Annotated in this window: 19 protein-coding genes; 13 read left to right on the top strand and 6 right to left on the bottom strand. The window is 66.7% G+C overall.

Annotation, left to right across the window (positions count from 1 at the left end):
* Positions 1–463: 463 nt before the first annotated feature.
* The 5 genes from ACWDTI_RS21135 (at position 464) to ACWDTI_RS21115 (ending at position 3,055) form a co-directional block, all read left to right on the top strand.
* Positions 464–1,318 (top strand): oxygenase MpaB family protein, encoded by an 855-nt coding sequence (locus ACWDTI_RS21135; protein WP_449740089.1) that lies wholly within the window; start codon positions 464–466, stop codon positions 1,316–1,318.
* A 239-nt stretch (positions 1,319–1,557) separates the two neighbouring features.
* Positions 1,558–1,728, top strand: a complete 171-nt coding sequence (locus ACWDTI_RS21130) for a hypothetical protein (RefSeq protein WP_449740088.1) — start codon at positions 1,558–1,560, stop codon at positions 1,726–1,728.
* 217 nt (positions 1,729–1,945) lie between these two features.
* Positions 1,946–2,305 carry a hypothetical protein gene (locus ACWDTI_RS21125; RefSeq protein WP_449740087.1) on the top strand — a complete coding sequence of 120 codons (360 nt, stop codon included), beginning with the start codon at positions 1,946–1,948 and terminating at the stop codon, positions 2,303–2,305.
* 100 nt (positions 2,306–2,405) lie between these two features.
* Positions 2,406–2,717 carry a MerR family transcriptional regulator gene (locus tag ACWDTI_RS21120; protein WP_449740086.1) on the top strand — a complete coding sequence of 104 codons (312 nt, stop codon included), beginning with the start codon at positions 2,406–2,408 and terminating at the stop codon, positions 2,715–2,717.
* 65 nt (positions 2,718–2,782) lie between these two features.
* A complete protein-coding gene (locus ACWDTI_RS21115; protein WP_449740085.1) occupies positions 2,783–3,055 on the top strand; it encodes a GlsB/YeaQ/YmgE family stress response membrane protein in 273 nt (90 codons plus the stop codon).
* Between the two features lie 11 nt (positions 3,056–3,066).
* Here ACWDTI_RS21115 and ACWDTI_RS21110 read toward each other — a convergent pair whose 3' ends face one another.
* Positions 3,067–3,969 carry a DUF3616 domain-containing protein gene (locus ACWDTI_RS21110; RefSeq protein WP_449740084.1) on the bottom strand — a complete coding sequence of 301 codons (903 nt, stop codon included), beginning with the start codon at positions 3,967–3,969 and terminating at the stop codon, positions 3,067–3,069.
* A gap of 165 nt (positions 3,970–4,134) precedes the next feature.
* Between ACWDTI_RS21110 and ACWDTI_RS21105 the strand changes: the two genes are divergently transcribed.
* The 3 genes from ACWDTI_RS21105 (at position 4,135) to ACWDTI_RS21095 (ending at position 6,684) form a co-directional block, all read left to right on the top strand.
* Positions 4,135–4,674, top strand: a complete 540-nt coding sequence (locus ACWDTI_RS21105; RefSeq protein WP_449740083.1) for a methylated-DNA--[protein]-cysteine S-methyltransferase — start codon at positions 4,135–4,137, stop codon at positions 4,672–4,674.
* Between the two features lie 112 nt (positions 4,675–4,786).
* The gene (locus ACWDTI_RS21100) at positions 4,787–5,629 is read left to right on the top strand and encodes an S-methyl-5'-thioadenosine phosphorylase (RefSeq protein ID WP_449740082.1); all 843 of its coding nucleotides are present in this window, start codon (positions 4,787–4,789) and stop codon (positions 5,627–5,629) included.
* Positions 5,626–6,684, top strand: coding sequence for an NAD-dependent epimerase/dehydratase family protein (locus ACWDTI_RS21095; protein WP_449740081.1), 1,059 nt, complete (start codon positions 5,626–5,628; stop codon positions 6,682–6,684). Before ACWDTI_RS21100 ends, ACWDTI_RS21095 begins: the two co-directional genes overlap by 4 nt.
* Here ACWDTI_RS21095 and ACWDTI_RS21090 read toward each other — a convergent pair.
* The 3 genes from ACWDTI_RS21090 to ACWDTI_RS21080 are packed head-to-tail and all read right to left on the bottom strand — an operon-like array spanning position 6,634 to position 9,839.
* Entirely contained in the window at positions 6,634–7,737 is a 1,104-nt protein-coding gene (locus ACWDTI_RS21090; RefSeq protein WP_449740080.1) for a sensor histidine kinase, read from the bottom strand. The genes ACWDTI_RS21095 and ACWDTI_RS21090 overlap by 51 nt on opposite strands.
* Positions 7,734–8,432 (bottom strand): response regulator transcription factor, encoded by a 699-nt coding sequence (locus tag ACWDTI_RS21085; protein WP_449740079.1) that lies wholly within the window; start codon positions 8,430–8,432, stop codon positions 7,734–7,736. Before ACWDTI_RS21085 ends, ACWDTI_RS21090 begins: the two co-directional genes overlap by 4 nt.
* Positions 8,433–8,450: 18 nt before the next feature.
* Positions 8,451–9,839, bottom strand: coding sequence for a hypothetical protein (locus ACWDTI_RS21080; protein ID WP_449740078.1), 1,389 nt, complete (start codon positions 9,837–9,839; stop codon positions 8,451–8,453).
* Between the two features lie 114 nt (positions 9,840–9,953).
* Between ACWDTI_RS21080 and ACWDTI_RS21075 the strand changes: the two genes are divergently transcribed.
* Genes ACWDTI_RS21075 through ACWDTI_RS21055 form a run of 5 tightly spaced genes read left to right on the top strand, consistent with a single transcriptional unit; the run spans position 9,954 to position 13,548 of the window.
* Complete coding sequence (locus ACWDTI_RS21075; protein ID WP_449740077.1) at positions 9,954–10,610, top strand: glycosyltransferase family 2 protein; 657 nt, start codon at positions 9,954–9,956, stop codon at positions 10,608–10,610.
* Entirely contained in the window at positions 10,607–11,290 is a 684-nt protein-coding gene (locus ACWDTI_RS21070) for a TIGR04282 family arsenosugar biosynthesis glycosyltransferase (protein ID WP_449740076.1), read from the top strand. The genes ACWDTI_RS21075 and ACWDTI_RS21070 overlap by 4 nt, the downstream gene beginning before the upstream one ends.
* 13 nt (positions 11,291–11,303) lie before the next feature.
* Positions 11,304–11,954, top strand: a complete 651-nt coding sequence (locus ACWDTI_RS21065) for a methyltransferase domain-containing protein (protein WP_449740075.1) — start codon at positions 11,304–11,306, stop codon at positions 11,952–11,954.
* A complete protein-coding gene (locus tag ACWDTI_RS21060) occupies positions 11,951–13,081 on the top strand; it encodes a molybdopterin-dependent oxidoreductase (protein ID WP_449740074.1) in 1,131 nt (376 codons plus the stop codon). Before ACWDTI_RS21065 ends, ACWDTI_RS21060 begins: the two co-directional genes overlap by 4 nt.
* A complete protein-coding gene (locus ACWDTI_RS21055; protein WP_449740073.1) occupies positions 13,081–13,548 on the top strand; it encodes a hypothetical protein in 468 nt (155 codons plus the stop codon). The genes ACWDTI_RS21060 and ACWDTI_RS21055 overlap by 1 nt, the downstream gene beginning before the upstream one ends.
* On the opposite strand, the gene ACWDTI_RS21050 is transcribed toward ACWDTI_RS21055, so the two are convergent.
* The gene (locus ACWDTI_RS21050) at positions 13,472–14,341 is read right to left on the bottom strand and encodes a universal stress protein (RefSeq protein WP_449740072.1); all 870 of its coding nucleotides are present in this window, start codon (positions 14,339–14,341) and stop codon (positions 13,472–13,474) included. The two genes, ACWDTI_RS21055 and ACWDTI_RS21050, sit on opposite strands and share 77 nt — an antisense overlap.
* Before the next feature lie 37 nt (positions 14,342–14,378).
* Positions 14,379–15,782: an APC family permease gene (locus ACWDTI_RS21045; RefSeq protein WP_449740071.1), complete on the bottom strand. Its 1,404-nt coding sequence runs from the start codon at positions 15,780–15,782 to the stop codon at positions 14,379–14,381.
* Positions 15,783–15,794: the final 12 nt, after the last annotated feature.

Below are 15,794 nucleotides of genomic sequence, written 5' to 3'. Positions count from 1 at the left end.
ATGTCCGACGCCCCTGTGCAGAACGCGAGTAGCGGCTACGCGACTTCACCCGCGACGACTACGCAGTCACGGCAAGGTCCGCAGCTGATCAACCACACCCTCCTCCCTGCGTTTGCGGTTGCGTTCGCATTCGGGGCGTCTGCGGGCATGTTTGTCCGCCACCCGACTCCGTGAGCGGATAGGACGCGTCGGCGCCGGACCCGGATCCTCAGCCCGCATCACTCTCTGGACAGGCCACCGGTGGTGACCCGCTTCATCATTCATCGATCCCGATGAACAGGAACACTACAACCGGGGTCCGACACTTTCGGGAGCGCACGAATAGGACGCCGAACCACCTTCCACCGACACACCGCCATTGACAACGCCGAATCGCGTGGCCAATACTGGGTCCATCGCAATCTGAATACACTCGTATTCAGATTTCGTGTGACCAGCCGCCGGACACCCGAGAGGTAGACCGATGACCCAGCCAACCCAACGCATGTCGCGTACCGAACTCGACAACATCGACAGCAGCTTCTTCGCGAGGTCGCTGATGTCGATGGGCACCACCATGAGCACCGCCAACATCATCATGCAGCTCGCGAATCCCGCCGTCGGCTATGGCGTCGCCCGCAGCAAGGTCGAGAGCGGCCGACTGGATCTGCACCCGGTCAAGCGGGCTCGGACCACCGCGTCGTATCTGGCGGTTGCCGCGATGGGCAACGCCGACGACCGCCGTCGATACCGCCAAGCCGTCAACCGACAGCATGCGCAGGTGCGGTCCGACGCCGACAGTCCCGTCGCGTACAACGCCATGCACGCCGACCTCCAATTGTGGGTCGCGGCATGCCTGTACGTCGGTTGGGAGGATATCTACGAACGCGTCCACGGTCCGCTCACCGGGGAGGATCGCGAGAAGTTCTACCAGCAGGGAATGGTCTGCGGCACAACACTTCAGATGCCCGCCGAGATGTGGCCGGCCACGCGCGACGACTTCACTGCGTACTGGGACGACCAGGTCTCGGCGATCGAGATCAGCGACGAGATCCGGGACTTCCTGCTGAACATCGCCCACTACGGTTACGCCTCCAAACGCATCCAGGACAGGTACGGACCGGTCAAGTACCGTCGCACCATCGGCTATCTGCCCGAGCCGTTCCGCGAAGCCCTCCGCGTCGAGTGGTCCGCCGCCGATCAGGAATGGTTCGATGCCTACGTCGCGCGGCTGGTCGAGCGCGAGCATCGCCTCCCACTTGCCATCTCGCAGTTGGGTTTTCGAGCGCTACTGGCGGATGTACGACTCCGTTCCCGGCTGGGCCGGCCGCTCGTGTGACGAGCCCGCCACGCACCAGCCCTACGGTCCGAGTTCGATCCGCAGCGGAAATGGCGTTGCGGAGACTCGCCGGCATCCACGCATGCGCGGGCGCGGCGACACCTCTTCCTATCCACAGGTCGCGCAGCCCATGTCCGCAGCGCTGGCACCACCCACCGCTTGACAGAAATCCAGTTCCGGGGTTAGCTCTAATCTGCTTCTACTGACATAGATTTTCTGCCCAGTTGTGAGGTCACAGCATGACCGTTCGGACGCATATTTCTGGGACCGACGTCGCGCCGCAATCGTGCAGCGATCCGGACGATCTGCCGCCCCTGCTTCTCGGCGCCCACGGCGGCGTCATCGTCGTCTCCGCGTTGATCTGCTGCCTCGCGGCCATGGCCGTACTGCTGAGCGGCGTGCCGATGTAATCGCCGCCAGCATTCTGCAGGCACAACGACCGAGTGCCGGGCGCGCTCTTCCGCGCCCACGCGAGTGTGCCGCCTGCGCCGACGATCAGGTCCGCAGGCGGCACACGCAATTCTTTGTTGACCATAACAACTACGTCACACGCCGTTCGGCGTAGCGTAGGCGTTCGGTCCAGAGACGCAGGCCGGTCCGTGATGTGCGAGAGAAATGAGACGACCGGTGCCGCGAAAGCCCGAGTTCACCGCGCGATATGCCGATGCTCTGCACGTTTTGGAGGTCGCGACACATCGTCCGGCCCGGGTCGTCAACATCGACGGCCGGTATGCCCTCCGCGTCGACTTCGAACACGGTCGCTACCTGATGGCAACCAACACCGTCGCCGATGTCGGCCTCGACGACAGCCGCGACGCGGACGCGGAGTCACCGTGGCGCGTGCTGTTCTTCGACGGGGCAGTCGCCGGGAGGCCGACACTGCTGGCCGACGAGACCCGCGCCTGGCTGATCGACGCCTACGACGCCGCGGTCGGCCTGGTACCGACCGACGCCTCCCAGAGTGCCGAGCAGCCCATCATCGAGTAGCAGCCGACTTTCTACCCGTTCAATCCATAATCTGTGCCATTCGCGACAGATTTCCATATACTTCAAGAGACATGATCCGTGCGCGCACGAAAGGGAGGAGATGACTCAGCGGACACACGCACGACCCGAACAGGGTGTGTACGGGATTTCGGTGGCCGCCGAACTCTCCGGCGTCGGACTGCAGACCTTGCGGCTGTACGAGAGGCGTAACCTGCTGCAGCCGCAACGCACCAGTGGCGGCACACGTCGCTACAGCGAAAACGACATCGCGCGAATCCGGCGCATCAGCGTGCTGGTCGACGAGGGTGTGAATCTCGTCGGGGTGGAACGCATTCTGGCACTCGAGGACGAGAATCTGGAACTCAGAAGGCAATTGAGCGCCCGGGCCGAAACCTGGGCACGGCCGACGTGACGTCGTCCTGACGACAATCTCCCACGAGAAGCCGTGGGCCACATGAGAACAGTGAGGTAGAGAAGATGGTCTCGACAGTTATCAGTGCGATCGTGGTGGGGCTCATCATCGGCGTCCTGGCTCGCCTCGTCATGCCCGGCAAGCAGAACATCGGCGTGATCATGACGATCGTGCTCGGATTCCTCGGATCACTTGTCGGTTCGTGGCTCACCTACAAGATCGGCTACAGCAACTCCAACGGCGGCTGGGCCGTCATCCCGTTCCTCGTCGGGATCATCGTTGCCGTGGTATTCATCGCCGCATATCTGGGGCTGCGCGGTCGGACCGTGCGGCAGTGACCGACGGCTGATCACAACGGCGAATCCAGTGCGGCGAACCCACCCGAGTCGTCGACGATCAGCATCCGGCGGACCTCGCCGTCCCAAAAGGTCGTCACCCCTTCGGGTTTCATCGAGCGATGCTTGAAGGTGACGTCGAGGATGTCGGCCGTCTCGCTGGTGCCGTCCCAGGCGAGTAGTTCGAACGGCACCTCGCCGGCGCTCAAGGAGCGACCCACGATGAGGATGAAGCGGTCGGCTTCGGCGTCATACTCGATGTCGCGAATCCCCTGCGGCCCAGACTGATCTGACTTCTGCAGCCACCGGATACGCGGCTCCCGGCACGCATCGGTGGTCCACGGCGCGTCGAGGTCCAGCGCGACCGACAGGACCGGAATCCGCCCGTTGGCAACGGGACTGCGCACGCCGAAGAGCAGCTCCCGGTGCACCGGATCCCAGGCGAGGCCTTCGATATTGAGGCCACCGTCGTCGGGCATCAGTTGCGTGGCGGGCACCAGCGTCGGGAAGGCGTCGAGCAGCCACCGCCGGAAACGCGGCATCGCCTGCCCGTGCAGATCGCCAAGAGGCGAGTAACGGATTCTCACGAGGCCTTTCGCCGTGATTGGTTCGGATCTTCGCGGCGACAGGACGCAGAACGACGACGACACCACGAGATCGATGGCGCGACCAGTCGTATCGATCCGGGTCAGACCTTCGGGGTCCGACAGCTTTCCGGGTGCCACACCGACGATCCGACGCCGCACGACCGGGCCGTGCTGCCGTCCGTCCCGGGTCAGCGTCAGCTCGAACAGCGCGCCCGGATCGTCGTTGTCGATGAAGACGAACCGGCGGTCCCCCACGGCAACCACGCCGGACGCATTGAACGGTGTACCACGATTGGTTCTGTCGAACGGCATCGACGATACCGAGACCATCGTTGCCTCCTGTCGTCATCACCGGTTCTTCCACCACAATTCTGACGAGGAACGCAAGGGCGAACACGGGTAATGCACTACTCCAACCACTCAATCCGCAGTTCTGTCGGTGCCGGGGACTACCGTGAGGTTCCAGCCCACCGACGAGCGCATGAAGGCGTCCCGATGCCCACGAAACAACCTGATCAGCGACCCGGCCGAGCTCGCTACACCGTGGTCGAGACCGTGTTGTGCCCGCTCACGCTCGTCGCCGACGACGATCACCTGCTCGGCGTTCGTTTCGAGCGTTCACCGGACCCACCCCACCCACCGCTGGGCCGTCGCGTCGAGGTCGCCGACCACGCGATCCTCGAGAACGCTCACACTCAGCTGATCGAGTACCTGGCCGGAACCAGGCGCGACTTCGACCTACCGCTACGCCCCGAGGGCGACACCTTCTCCGTCGCGACGTGGACGCTGCTGCGCGACATCCCCTATGGGGAGACCACGACTTACGGCGAGATCGCCGGGCTCCTCGGGAACCGCCAGTTGGCGCAACGGGTGGGGCAGGTGATCGGTCGCAACCCGATCGGCATCGTCATTCCGTGCCACCGGGTCATCGGAGCCGACGGATCGCTCACCGGTTTCGGCGGCGGCCTCGACCGCAAACGCCGACTGCTCGATCTCGAGGAACCAGCTGAGCGCCGGGCGCTGCGACTGTTTTGACATCCCCGGGTTTGGCACCCCCGGTTTGGCACCCCCGGGCGACCGATGACGAAAGTATGACCATGTCGGCCCGTCCATGGTGTCCGCGCGCGAACGGCGCGAGGATCGAGACATGACCACCGACAACCACACCCCCGATGCGGCGATCGGCATCATCGGCGGCTCCGGCTTCTACCGCTGGCTGTCCACCACAGAGGAGGGCGGCACAGCCGAAACCCACACGGTCACCACTCCGTTCGGCGATCCATCGGGCGAGCTGACGGTGTGTACCGTGCAGGGCCGGCGGATCGTGTTCCTCCCGCGGCACGGCGCACATCACCAGTACCTGCCGCACCAGATCCCCTACCGCGCCAACCTGTGGGCGCTGCGGGCACTCGGCGTCCGCAAGGTGGTCTCCGCGTCGGCCGTGGGAAGTCTTGACCCCGATGTCGGCCCGGGCAGCATCGTCGTCCCTGACCAGCTCGTCGATCGAACCTCCGCCCGGCCGCAGACCTTTTTCGACGACGGTACCGGCGCGGCCGGTCCGATCCATGCGGCGTTCGCGGACCCGTACTGTGCGGATCTGCGGACGGCGCTGGCCGCTGCCGGTTCCACGGTTCGCGACGGCGGCACCCTGGTGGTGATCGACGGTCCCCGGTTCTCCACCCGCGCGGAAAGCCAGTGGTATGCGCGACAGGGATGGTCATTGATCAACATGACCGGCCACCCGGAGGCGGTGCTCGCCCGCGAACTCCAGATGTGTTACGCCACTGCCTGTCTCGTCACCGACCTGGATGCCGGCGTGGTGAGTGGAGAGGGTGTCACCGCCGACGAGGTGTTCGCGCGGTTCGCCTATCACCTGCCCGAACTCGTCTCGGTGATCGAGAAATCGGTCGGCCGAATCGACGCAGGCAAAGGATGTGACTGCGCCACTGCCGATTACGATGTCGATGCGCTCCTCGGAGTGCCCGCGTGACCCGGGTGCTGCTGACCGGGGCCGCCGGGTTCATCGGTTCACACATCCATACCCTGCTGGACGCCAAGGGTTTCGAAGTCATCGCCGTCGACGCGATGATCCCGCAGGCCCATCCGGCCGGCCCGGCCCCGAGCGGTATCCGGCAGGTCGACGTCCGCGACCTCGACACGATCACCGATCTACTCGCCGACGTCGACGTCGTGTGCCATCAGGCCGCCATGGTCGGCATGGGAACCGACATGTCGGACGCACCTTTGTATGCCGGACACAACGATCTCGGTACCGCCACCTTGCTTGCCGCCATGCATCGCGCCGGGTGCTCGCGCCTGGTCCTGGCGTCGTCCATGGTCGTCTACGGACACGGCTCGCTGCGGGGCCCCGATGGCGAGCACATCACCGAACCGCCCGCGCGCCGTCCCGCCGATCTGCACGCCGGGGACTTCGAATATCGTCTGCCCGACGGCGGGCCGGTGACATGGACCTTGACGACGGAGGATGCCCCGCTCGCACCGAGGAGTACCTACGCGGCAAGCAAAGTGGCACAAGAGAATTACGCGCGCGCCTGGTCGATCGCCACGGGCGGGTCGGTCATCGCGTTGCGTTATCACAACGTGTACGGCCCCGACATGCCGCGCGACACCCCCTACGCGGGTGTGGCGTCGATCTTCCGGTCCAGACTCGACCAGGGTGCACCGCCGCTGGTGTTCGAGGACGGCGGTCAGATGCGGGATTTCGTCCACGTATCGGACGTGGCGGCCGCCGACGTGGCCGCGATCGAGCATCTCGCCGCGAACCGGGGCAGAGGGTTCACCCCACTCAATGTGTGCTCTGGACAACCTGTTTCGATCCGCGAGGTCGCGGAGATCCTCGCCGTGCACGTGGGCGGTCCGATGCCGGTCATCACCGGTGAGATACGCCGGGCCGACGTTCGGCACATCGTCGCCGACCCGTCGCGGGCGCGGACCGTTCTCGGCTTCTCCGCTCGCATCGCACCCGACGACGGGCTACGCGAGTTCTCCGGCACCCGGCTGCGGGGGTCGGTCGGCGTCGGCTGACCGCGGCACCGAGAGCGGCGACCCCGGCCGCGGTGCGCGATGGGGCAGCGTCACCTCGAATCGGCACCCCGACTCGGTGTTCGACGCGACGATGAGACCGTCGTGCGCAGCGACGAGCCCCTGGGCGATGGCCAGACCCATACCGGAGCCGACCGGCAATCCGGCACTGTTGACCGGTGTCCGGGCGGCGGTGCCGCGGTATGCCATCTCGAAGATCCTCGGCAGATCCTCGTCGGCGATACCGCCACCGGTGTCCGACACCCCGATCGTGACACCGGTGTCGTCGGCGGCGACGCGGAAATGCACGGACCCGCCGGGGGGCGTGTGTGCGATGGCGTTGACGACCAGGTTCGACAGCACCCGCGACAGTGCCGTCGAACTCCCGACCACGAGCACCGGATGCTCCGGCATGTCCACCGACAGCGTCACCTCGGCGCGTCGTGCGGCCGCGGCGATGGCTCCGGCCACCTCGTCGACGACCTCCCGTACGTCGAGCTGCTCGAAATCCAGACGGAGAGCACCGGAATGGATGCGCGACATCTCGAACAGGTCGTCGACCATCTGGGACAGGCGCACGGTGTTGACGTCGATCTCCCGGGCGAAGCCCACGACCTCGTCGGGGGAGGTCACCACACTGTCGCCGAGCGCCTCGGCCAGCGCCTTGATGTCGGCGAGTGGGGTTCGCAGATCGTGACTCACCCACGCGATCAGTTCCCGTCGCGACCGTTCCGCCGCCCGCTCCTGGTCCCGCATCTGGCGTTCCCACACCGTTCGCTTGGCCTGCGCGTGGCTGAGATACAACGCCGCGGGCGCGGTGACCAGGGCGACCGCGGCCAGCACCGTCGCGATCTTCGAGATGTCGTCGGTGAACATGAATCCGCTGACACCGAGCACCCCGACGAAGGTGGCCGCCAATGGGATCAGGACTATCACGACCATGTTGGCGCGCAACGACATCCCGCGCATCAGGAACAACACCGCGGTGCCCAGGAGCACCACCGGTGCGGTCATGGCGACCGCCACCAACAGGATGTGTCCGGTGCTCGCGGTCATTGCGACTCCGTCCCGGGCCCGTCGGCGGTCGTCCAGCGATAGCCCCGGCCCCAGACCGTTTCGATCCGGTTGGCGTCGCCGAGCTTCGCTCGCAGCCGCTTCACGTGCACCGTCACCGTTGACACGTCACCGAACGACCATCCCCACACGCGTTCGAGCAACTCCTCGCGAGTGAAGACGGTGTCGGGGTTGCGGACCAGGAAGACAAGGAGGTCGAATTCCCGCTTGGTGGTCGACACCGGCCTGGTGCCGACATGGACGGCGTCGCCGGCCAGATTGATGCGGATGTCGCCGTCGACCAGATCGGAGGCGGTGCCCACCGTCGAGGTCGCGTGGGCACGACGCAACACGGAGCGGACGCGCAGGCTGAGTTCCTTGGGGCTGAACGGCTTTGCCACATAGTCGTCGGCGCCCGACTCCAGGCCGGCCACCCGGTCCTCGGCTTCGCCCAGTGCGGTCAGCATGATGATCGGCAGATCGGGTCGCGGACCGTGGCGAATGTTCTGGCACACCGAGATACCGTCACCGTCGGGCATCATCACGTCGAGGATCGCCAGGTCGACGGTGGTGGCGGCGATGATGGACAGCGCGGCCGCGCCGGTACCGGCCAACAGCACCGTCATGCCGTCGCGCTCCAGGTACCGCCTGACCACATCGGCGACGACGGGGTCGTCGTCGGCCACGAGAATCCGCATCGATCATCAACTTTCGCGTCACCAGTAGGTTAACAACAAATGGTTGACGGCGAGCGCCACCGCGGCCTGGGCGATCAGCCAGACACGGACATGCCGGCGCGGAAGCAGTCCCGTCGCGACGATGAGCCATAGCGAGAACGGCAACCAGATCCGTTCGGTTTCGGCTTTGCTCAGCGCGCTCAGGTCGGCGGCGAGCATCGCCACCAGACCCCCGATGACCAGCAGTGCGGGCCCGTGCCGCCACATGTCGCGCTGCCACAGTCGCCCGAGGCCGGCGATCGTGGCCGGGCCCACCGCGATCGCCACGGCGGCGAGGTTCGCCCAGCCCCAGTAGGCGAACGGCCGCTGGCTGGCGATGCCCTGGTAATACCGCTCCACCACTGCGTGGTAGCCGTCGAACCACCAGAAGCCGGCGATCCGGAAGGCGGCGACCACGGCCAGCGCGCCGATCACCGCGCCGAGTAGGGGCCGAGCCGTGCGGGCCGCGACCAGAACCGCGAGGGCGACCGCGCCGATGAGCACCAGACCGTAGTTGAGGAAGATCGCGAAGCCGAACAACAACCCCGACGCGACCGCCGCGAGCACGGAGATGCCCCGTCGGGTGGTCGAGGAGATCGCGAGCAGCGCGACCCCCCACGCGGCGACGCCCATGAAGTAGCCGTCGCCGGAGACACCGACCCACACCCACCCGGGAAACAGGACGAGGAACGGCGCGCAGCGACGCGCCCACTCCGGTGATCCGAGGCACCGCACGGTGATGAGCACGGCGGGCACCGCGCTGCTGCCGACGAGCACGACCCACGTGGCCGCCCACGCACCACCGCCCAACCCGACGCGGTCGAGCCAGATGAAGGTGAGGAACGCACCGGGCGGGTGCCCGGAGACATGTGTCGTCCACGAATCCGGTTGATAGTCGATGATGCGTCGAGCGAACTCGTGCAGCATCGGACCGATCGCGCCGACACCGGGTACCTCGGACAGATACTCGTCGGGCCGTTCCAGACGTCCCGCGAAGCCGCGATGCCAGCCGTCGACGAGTGCGAGGCTGACGGTCCAGGCGGCCGCCGTCACCCACCCGACGACGATCAGCCGATTCCAGCCCATGGTCTCGGCACGGGCCGGCAGCCATGCCACCACGGCGATCGCGATGAGTATCGCAGGCGCAGTGCCGATTCCGAGATGCGGTAGCCATCGCGCGAAGAGCGGCGGTGCCTGCACGAAGATCGTGCCCTTCAGCGACGGCACGAACACCAGCGGAATGAGGGACGCCGCCGCCACGAGCCCGACCGCGATCACCACGCAGAGGATGTCACGGCGCACCGTGGGTCCGCGCCGGGTCGTGTCGTCGACGGCATCGAGGAACCGTTCCGATCCGTCGGAACGGGTGATCGTCGCAGTTTTGTCCACCCCACAACGGTATTGCGGATCCCTCGCCGCATCGCATGATCGGCCGTGACGTCACACTTCCGTCACCGCCGTATGTCTTCCCGATCGTCGGATCGGCGCCTAGCGTCGGAAAGCATGACATCCAACCATGTTTCGGTGGTGATCCCCTGTCTCGACGAGGCGGGGTCGATCGGGGCGGTGATCGCGGCCGTCCCGGCGACCATGGAGTGCATCGTCGTCGACAACGGCTCGAGCGACGACACCGCAGCCGTCGCACGCGCCGCCGGCGCCCGAGTGGTGTTCGAGGCACGACCCGGATACGGAGCCGCCGTAACCGCCGGTGTCGCGGCCAGCACCGCGGAGGTCATCTGCACGGTCGACGGGGACGGTTCGCTCGACCCCGGCGAGTTGCCGAAACTGCTGGCGCACTTGGACGGCGGCGCCGATCTCGTCGTCGGCCGAAGACGACCCGCATCGGTGGGTGCCTGGCCGGTGCACGCCCGGCTCGGATCGGTGGGTGCCGCGTGGTACCTACGTCGCCGGCACCGCCTGTCCGTCCACGACATCGGCCCGATGCGCGCCATCGCCCGCCCCGCCCTGCTCCGACTGGGGCAGCTCGACCAGCAGTCGGGCTATCCGGTCGAACTACTGGTCCGCGCGGCCGAGTGTGGTCTGTCCGTCGTCGAATGCGACGTGCGATACTCGCCGCGCACCGCGGGCCGGTCCAAGGTGTCCGGATCGTTGCGCGGCTCGTATTGTGCTGCACGAGACTTCGTGGCGGCGCTGTCATGAGCCGCGCCGTGCTCGTCATCGCCAAGGCCCCGGTCGCCGGGGAGGCCAAGACGCGGCTCGCACCCCGATTCGGTCCGCGCGGTGCGGCACAGCTCGCCGCCGCAGCGCTCATCGACACCCTCTCGACTGCGCTGCATGTGCCGCACAGCGAGGTGGTCATCGCGCATACCGGAGACTTCGCCGCGGCCGAACGCCGCGACGAGCTCGACGGCCTTCTCCCCTCCTGTATCCGCATCGAACAGCGCGGAGAATCCTTCGGCGAGCGCCTGGCCAACGCCCATCTCGACACCACCGCAATGGGATTCGATCGGTTGGTCCAGATCGGGATGGACACACCCCAGCTCACCGCCTCCACCCTCGCCGACGCACTGGCGGAGTTGGACCCCGCTCACCGGCGTTGCGTTCTCGGCGATGCCGCGGACGGCGGCTGGTGGGCCTTCGGCACGGCCCTCGCCCGCGGAGCCCGTTCGTTGGCGAATGTGCCCATGTCACAGGCCGATACCGCGCGACGGACGCGCACCACCCTGTCCCGCTCAGGGCTTCGGGTCCACCGTCTGGCGACGATGACCGACGTCGACCACCCCGCCGACGTCGACGAGGTCGCCCGACTCTGTGCACCGGACAGCGCATTCGCCAGAACTGCTGCGGCTGTGACGACTTCGACGGCGGCGGCCCGATGAAGGCGGTGGATCGATGGGCATGGTGAAACCGGCCGCCGATGTGTTCGACACCATCTTCGGCGTCGAACACTGCAGGCTGCACCACGCCGACGGGACAGTCCACCCGGTGCCGCTCGCCCGGTGGCGGGGTGCCGGCCACACCGGCCCCGATCGCGACTTCGACCGGGCCGTGATCGACCGATGCCGCAGCGCCACCATCGATCTCGGGTGCGGTCCGGGACGTCTGGTCCGAGATCTGGTGGCGCAGAACATCGTGGCACTCGGCGTCGACCGATCACGTGTCGCCGTGGCCATCGCCCAGGATCTCGGCACCGCGGTCCTGCAACGCGACATCTTCGGCCCGCTGCCACGCGAAGGTCACTGGTCCACCGCCCTCCTCATCGACGGCAACATCGGCATCGGTGACGACCCGCACCGCGTGATGCGACGGGCCCGTCAACTCGTCCACCCGGGAGGATCGATCCTCGTCGAGATCGATCCGGATGTGGAGCATGTCGAACACGACACCGTTCGCGTGGAATCCGCTGCCGGGCTCGGGGACTGGTTCGGGTGGGCGCGGGTCGGTCTCCTCGGCATCGAGGATATCGCCCGCGACACGGGACTGGTCGTCGAAACCACATGGCAGATCTCGGATCGTCAGGTCGTGGAGCTGGTCCGGCCATGACACGCGCGCACACCACCGACACCGCGCCCGGTATCCGGGATCGCCGGGTCACCACGCGGATCGGGTTGACCCTGGCCGTCACCTTCGGCATCTGCTTCGTCACCGGACTGCTGAGTCACTGGATTCAACACCCGCCCAGCTGGTTCGCCTGGGTGTCGGTCCCGATCTGGCTCTACCGCCTCACCCAGGGTGTGCACGTCGTCTCCGGTGTGGTCGCCATCCCGTTGCTGCTCGCCAAGCTCGCGGTGGTGTACCCGAAACTCTTCGAGAAGCCGATCATCGGTTCGCCGGTGCGCGGACTCGAACGACTGTCGATCGCGGTCCTGGTGTCGGCCGGCATCTTCCAGCTGATGACCGGCCTCCTCAACATCGCGCAGTGGTACCCGTGGAAGTTCTTCTTCACGACCACGCATTACGCGATGGCATATGTGGTGGTCGGCGCGCTGGCGCTCCACGTCGCCGTCAAGCTCCCGATCATCCGGGACGCTCTGCAACCCTCGTCGGGTAAGCCCGTAACGCACACAGGCGATCTCGATCGCACCGGCATCTCGCGGCGAGGCATGCTGCGCCTGGTCTGGGGTGCCGGGGCGGTCGCCGGACTCGCGTTCGCCGGGCAGGCCGTCACCTTCCTACGGCCCGTCGCCTTCCTCGCACCCCGCAGCGGCACCGGTCCCCAAGGCCTGCCGATCAACCGGACCGCGCAGGCCGCCGGCGTCACCCGGACGGCGCGCGACCCCGACTATCGCCTCACGATCGTCGGCCGGTCGACGCGAACCCTGACGCTCGACGACCTGCGAGCACTGCCCCACCACACCGTCGACCTGCCCATCGCGTGTGTCGAGGGGTGGAGCGTCGGCGCCACCTGGCGCGGCATCCGCATCCGTGATCTGGCTGCGCTGGTGGGAGATTCGGGCGCCGACGGCATCCGGGTGATCTCGCTGGAACGAGGGCTCTACGCCGTCAGCGAGTTGCCCAGCGCGCAGTCCACCGATCCGCTGACACTGCTGGCGCTCGAACTCAACGGCAGCGAACTCGACCTGGACCACGGGTATCCGTGCCGGCTGATCGCGCCGAACCTGCCCGGAGTGATGCAGACGAAGTGGGTCAGCCGGATCGAGGTGCTCTGATGATGCGTACCGTCCGAACGCTTCTCATCGCCGCGGGCATCACCTCGTGTGCGTATGGCGCCTGGATGATCCTGCACTTCTCGATCTCCGACATCGAGTCGATCGTGATCTGGCTCGTCGTCGGCCTCGCCGTGCACGACGGGCTCTTCGCGCCCGCCGGCCTCGGAACATCCTGGGTGGTGCGCCGCAACCTTCCTCAGGCTTGGGCACGTCCGATCCTCGTCGGCGCCGCCTACACCGTTCTCCTCGTGTTGCTGGCGCTACCGGTTCTCCTGCCACGGCCGCCCGGCGAACGACCGAACAACGCGACGATTCTCGACCGGCCCTACGCGCTGGGACTGGGCGTGGCGATCGCCGCGGTGTGGCTCGTCGTCGTGGCCGGAGCGGTGATCACCCAGCGACGGTCTCGGGCTTCGGTACCACCACCATCGGGACCGGCAGCACCCGCAGCATCTTCGCCGCCGTAGAGCCCAGGAACAGCCGCTGCGGCGCGGCCAGTCGACTGGAACCCACCAGGAGGATGTCACCATCGCGCCAGTCGAGGGCGTTCACGGCGTCCTCGACCGTCCGGCCTTCGGCGACCGCGGTGGTGACCGAAACCCGTTCGGGCACTTCGGCTTCCACGTCCTTCATCGCCGCCTCGGCCTGGGCACGGGCCCGCTCACGGACGGCCTGCGCGTCGCCCCGACGGCGGTCGGCGTCGACCGCCACCAGCGACACCACGCGCAACGGCACGCCGCCGCGTGTGCAGGCCCGGGCAGCGGTGTCGAGCAGGGCACGGCCACCAGGCAGTTCGCCGATAGCGCAGGTGATCCCGCTGACCCGCCGGATCGCCGAGTGCCGGATCCCGCGGGGCGCCAACACCACCGGTACCGGTGCCGAGTGCAACAGCTCGTTCACCACCGATCCGAGCGTGAGACCGCCGAGCAGGCCTCCGCCGTGACCGCCCACCACGAGTCCCACCGCGTCCAGCCGACGGCACTCCTCGATCAGTCCGGCTGCGACCGAATCGTGCACCGCCACATGCGCGGTGACCCGCACGTCGTCGGGGACCTCGGCCACGGCGTCGTCGATCCATTCGTTCGCCTGTGCAGCCAGTTCCTCGTCGAAGAACTCCATCGGTGCGACCGTGTCGGCCGGCTCGCGCTTCATCACGACACAGATGTCCAACTCGACGTCGAGCGTGCGGGCGAGTCGCACCCCGACGGCGACCGCGTCGGCGCCACCGGGCGTGGCCACGTACGCGACCATCAGCTTCATCGCTTGTCTCCGTTCAGGTTCCGCCCAGTGGGTCGATTCATTCCGCACCGTGCTTGATGTGCGGGACCGGGGTGTTCTCCTCGGCCAGGGTTTCCTCTTCGATGCGCATGGTGAGCGGCTGACGGAAACCCTTGGTGGTCACAAACAGCACCACGATGCCGACCGCGAGCCAGATCGTGCCGTAGAGCAGTGCGTCGAAGTGCAGGTTGATCCAGAGCACACCGGTCAGGCACATGCCGATGAGCGGCAGCACGATGTTGGTGGCGATCTCCTTCGGTGTCCGTCGCTTCCCCTGCCGGATCGCGAAGAACACGATGACGGTCATGTTGACCACGGTGAACGCGATGAGCGCACCGAAGTTGATCATCGACGACGCGAACTCCAGGGTGAACTTCACCGCGAGCAGCGACACGACACCCACGATGACCACCGCGTGTGCCGGCGTGAAGAACCGGGGATGAATATTCGACAGGAACCGGGAGAAGGGCCCCTTGCCATTTCGGCCCATGACGTAGATCATCCGGGCCACGCTGGCATGCGACGACAGGCTCGACGCGACCACCGCCGCGAGCGCCGCCGACACGAAGAACACCTTGAACGCCATGCCGCCCACCTTGAGGGCGATCTCCGGCAGCGTGTCGTCGGTGACGTCGAACCCGTCGAGCGTCGGGAACAGCGACTGACTGAACCACGCGCCGATGAAGAAGATGGCGCCACCGATCAGGAGTGCGAGCACAATGGCTTTCGGCACCACGTCGGGCGACTTGGCTTCCTCGGCGTACATGGTGATGGCGTCAAAACCGATGAAGGAGAAGCACACCACGGTGGCGCCGGCGATCACCGGCTGCAGGCTGACGCCCGCGTGGTGCAGCGGTTCCATCGTGAAGATGGTGCCCTGACCGGTGCCGTCCTTGAGCGCCAGGAACCCCAGGACGACGAACGCCCCGATGAGCACCACCTGGAACACCACCAGAATGCCGTTGAGTCGCGACGTGCCTTTCATACTCACGTAATTCAGTGCGGTAATGGCGACGACGTAGATCACCACGAACACCCACGACGGCGCGCTCGGGAAGAACGACTCGAAGTAGATGCGCGCGATGACGGCGTTGACCATCGGGAGCAGCAGGTAGTCGAGCAGCGACGACCAGCCCACCAGGAACCCGAAATTCGGATGGATCGACTCCGAGGAGTACGTGTACGCCGAGCCGGCCGACGGGTAGACGCGGGTCATCCGCCCGTAGCTGATCGCGGTGAACACCATCGCCACCAGGGCGAAGATATAGGCAAGCGGCACAACGCCGTTGGTCTCCCCCGAGACGATGCCGAAGGTGTCGAACACGGTCATCGGGGTCATGTACCCGAGACCGAGTCCGACGATGGCCCACAGGCCGAGCGACCGGCTCAGATGGGCAGAGGTTCCAGAGGTGGTCTGGGTCATGGTTCTTATCGT

The sequence above is a fragment of the Gordonia sp. NPDC003424 genome (assembly GCF_053588655.1).
This window is presented reverse-complemented; position numbering and strand designations above follow the sequence as displayed.

Excerpts from the sequence above, each read along its gene's own strand:
- ACWDTI_RS21075 (WP_449740077.1), top strand. The coding sequence starts at position 9,954 with ATGACATCCAACCATGTTTCGGTGGTGATCCCCTGTCTCGACGAGGCG.
- ACWDTI_RS21120 (WP_449740086.1), top strand. The coding sequence starts at position 2,406 with ATGACTCAGCGGACACACGCACGACCCGAACAGGGTGTGTACGGGATT.
- ACWDTI_RS21060 (WP_449740074.1), top strand. The coding sequence starts at position 11,951 with ATGACACGCGCGCACACCACCGACACCGCGCCCGGTATCCGGGATCGC.
- ACWDTI_RS21085 (WP_449740079.1), bottom strand. The coding sequence starts at position 8,432 with ATGCGGATTCTCGTGGCCGACGACGACCCCGTCGTCGCCGATGTGGTC.
- ACWDTI_RS21105 (WP_449740083.1), top strand. The coding sequence starts at position 4,135 with ATGCCCACGAAACAACCTGATCAGCGACCCGGCCGAGCTCGCTACACC.
- ACWDTI_RS21055 (WP_449740073.1), top strand. The coding sequence starts at position 13,081 with ATGATGCGTACCGTCCGAACGCTTCTCATCGCCGCGGGCATCACCTCG.
- ACWDTI_RS21135 (WP_449740089.1), top strand. The coding sequence starts at position 464 with ATGACCCAGCCAACCCAACGCATGTCGCGTACCGAACTCGACAACATC.
- ACWDTI_RS21130 (WP_449740088.1), top strand. The coding sequence starts at position 1,558 with ATGACCGTTCGGACGCATATTTCTGGGACCGACGTCGCGCCGCAATCG.
- ACWDTI_RS21045 (WP_449740071.1), bottom strand. The coding sequence starts at position 15,782 with ATGACCCAGACCACCTCTGGAACCTCTGCCCATCTGAGCCGGTCGCTC.
- ACWDTI_RS21065 (WP_449740075.1), top strand. The coding sequence starts at position 11,304 with ATGGGCATGGTGAAACCGGCCGCCGATGTGTTCGACACCATCTTCGGC.
- ACWDTI_RS21100 (WP_449740082.1), top strand. The coding sequence starts at position 4,787 with ATGACCACCGACAACCACACCCCCGATGCGGCGATCGGCATCATCGGC.
- ACWDTI_RS21070 (WP_449740076.1), top strand. The coding sequence starts at position 10,607 with ATGAGCCGCGCCGTGCTCGTCATCGCCAAGGCCCCGGTCGCCGGGGAG.
- ACWDTI_RS21050 (WP_449740072.1), bottom strand. The coding sequence starts at position 14,341 with ATGAAGCTGATGGTCGCGTACGTGGCCACGCCCGGTGGCGCCGACGCG.
- ACWDTI_RS21115 (WP_449740085.1), top strand. The coding sequence starts at position 2,783 with ATGGTCTCGACAGTTATCAGTGCGATCGTGGTGGGGCTCATCATCGGC.
- ACWDTI_RS21110 (WP_449740084.1), bottom strand. The coding sequence starts at position 3,969 with ATGGTCTCGGTATCGTCGATGCCGTTCGACAGAACCAATCGTGGTACA.
- ACWDTI_RS21090 (WP_449740080.1), bottom strand. The coding sequence starts at position 7,737 with ATGACCGCGAGCACCGGACACATCCTGTTGGTGGCGGTCGCCATGACC.